The organism is Lonsdalea quercina subsp. quercina (assembly GCF_000688655.1).
In the GTDB taxonomy this organism is placed as follows: domain Bacteria; phylum Pseudomonadota; class Gammaproteobacteria; order Enterobacterales; family Enterobacteriaceae; genus Lonsdalea; species Lonsdalea quercina.
The window spans coordinates 1-2,500 of sequence record NZ_JIBO01000034.1; the positions used below are offsets into that span (position 1 = coordinate 1).

The window sequence follows — 2,500 nt, forward strand, 5'->3', positions numbered from 1 at the left end:
CTCCTGATGTCCGGCCAGGATTAGCTAACCTTCGTGCTCCTCCGTTACTCTTTGGGAGGAGACCGCCCCAGTCAAACTACCCACCAGACACTGTCCGCAACCCCGGTCAGGGGCCCACGTTAGAACATCAAACATTAAAGGGTGGTATTTCAAGGTTGGCTCCATGCAGACTGGCGTCCACACTTCAAAGCCTCCCACCTATCCTACACAGCAAGGCTCAAGGTTCAGTGTCAAGCTATAGTAAAGGTTCACGGGGTCTTTCCGTCTTGCCGCGGGTACACTGCATCTTCACAGCGAGTTCAATTTCACTGAGTCTCGGGTGGAGACAGCCTGGCCATCATTACGCCATTCGTGCAGGTCGGAACTTACCCGACAAGGAATTTCGCTACCTTAGGACCGTTATAGTTACGGCCGCCGTTTACCGGGGCTTCGATCAAGAGCTTCGCCTTGCGGCTGACCCCATCAATTAACCTTCCGGCACCGGGCAGGCGTCACACCGTATACGTCCACTTTCGTGTTTGCACAGTGCTGTGTTTTTATTAAACAGTTGCAGCCAGCTGGTATCTGCGACTGGTATCAGCTCCGGGAGCAAGTCCCTTCACCAACGCCAGCGTGCCTTCTCCCGAAGTTACGGCACCATTTTGCCTAGTTCCTTCACCCGAGTTCTCTCAAGCGCCTTGGTATTCTCTACCTGACCACCTGTGTCGGTTTGGGGTACGATTTCGTGTTACCTGGAGCTTAGAGGCTTTTCCTGGAAGCTTGGCATCGGTCACTTCATCACCGTAGTGACTCGTCATCACGCCTCAGTGTTAACGATGTTCCGGATTTACCAAAAACATCCACCTACACGCTTAAACCGGGACAACCGTCGCCCGGATAACCTAGCCTTCTCCGTCCCCCCTTCGCAGTAACACCAAGTACAGGAATATTAACCTGTTTCCCATCGACTACGCCTTTCGGCCTCGCCTTAGGGGTCGACTCNCCCTGCCCCGATTAACGTTGGACAGGAACCCTTGGTCTTCCGGCGTGCGGGTTTTTCACCCGCATTATCGTTACTTATGTCAGCATTCGCACTTCTGATACCTCCAGCAACCCTCACAGGTCACCTTCGCAGGCTTACAGAACGCTCCCCTACCCAACAACACCTAAGTGTCGCTGCCGCAGCTTCGGTGCATGGTTTAGCCCCGTTACATCTTCCGCGCGGGCCGACTCGACCAGTGAGCTATTACGCTTTCTTTAAATGATGGCTGCTTCTAAGCCAACATCCTGGCTGTCTGGGCCTTCCCACATCGTTTCCCACTTAACCATGACTTTGGGACCTTAGCTGGCGGTCTGGGTTGTTTCCCTCTTCACGACGGACGTTAGCACCCGCCGTGTGTCTCCCGTGATAACATTCTTCGGTATTCGCAGTTTTCATCGAGTTGGTAAGCCGGGATGGCCCCCTAGTCGAAACAGTGCTCTACCCCCGAAGATGAGTTCACGAGGCGCTACCTAAATAGCTTTCGGGGAGAACCAGCTATCTCCCGGTTTGATTGGCCTTTCCCCCCCAGCCACAAGTCATCCGCTAATTTTTCAACATTAGTCGGTTCGGTCCTCCAGTTAGTGTTACCCAACCTTCAACCTGCCCATGGCTAGATCNCCGGGTTTCGGGTCTATNCCCTNCAACTTAACGCCCAGTTAAGACTCGGTTTCCCTGCGGCTCCCCTATTCGGTTAACCTTGCTACAGAATATAAGTCGCTGACCCATTATACAAAAGGTACGCAGTCACCCTGATTAATCAAGGCTCCCACTGCTTGTACGTACACGGTTTCAGGTTCTATTTCACTCCCCTCGCCGGGGTTCTTTTCGCCTTTCCCTCACGGTACTGGTTCACTATCGGTCAGTCAGGAGTATTTAGCCTTGGAGGATGGTCCCCCCATATTCAGACAGGATAACACGTGTCCCGCCCTACTCATCGAACTCACAATCCATGCCTCTTCGTGTACGGGACTATCACCCTCTGTCGTGCGACTTTCCAGACGCTTCNNCTAAGACACAAACTGATTCAGGTTCTGGGCTCCTCCCCGTTCGCTCGCCGCTACTAGGGGAATCTCGGTTGATTTCTTTTCCTCGGGGTACTGAGATGTTTCAGTTCCCCCGGNTCGCCTCGCAACACTATGTATTCATGTTGCGATAGNGCAACGGATTGCACTGGGTTTCCCCATTCGGGTATCGTCGGGTATAACGGTTCATATCACCTTGCCGACGCTTTTCGCAGATTAGCACGCCCTTCATCGCCTCTGACTGCCTAGGCATCCNCCGTGTACGCTTAGTCACTTAACCTCNCAACCCGAAGGTGTTTCGTAAAACACTTCGCGCTGCGATTATTTGAGAGACTCTGATACAACAAAATCACATCTCAGTACTGCACGGAGAGATATGTTCAGCTGCATCGTTTCAAATTTCAGCTTGTTCCAGATTGTTAAAGAGCAAAATACTTCACAGCATACTGTCGCCAAT

The 2,500-nt window shown here is 52.4% G+C and carries 1 rRNA gene; it reads right to left on the minus strand.

Annotated features, from left to right (window positions below):
- A 23S ribosomal RNA gene (locus RZ35_RS16850) occupies positions 1-2,323 on the minus strand; the annotation flags it as partial.
- Positions 2,324-2,500 lie beyond the last annotated feature (177 nt).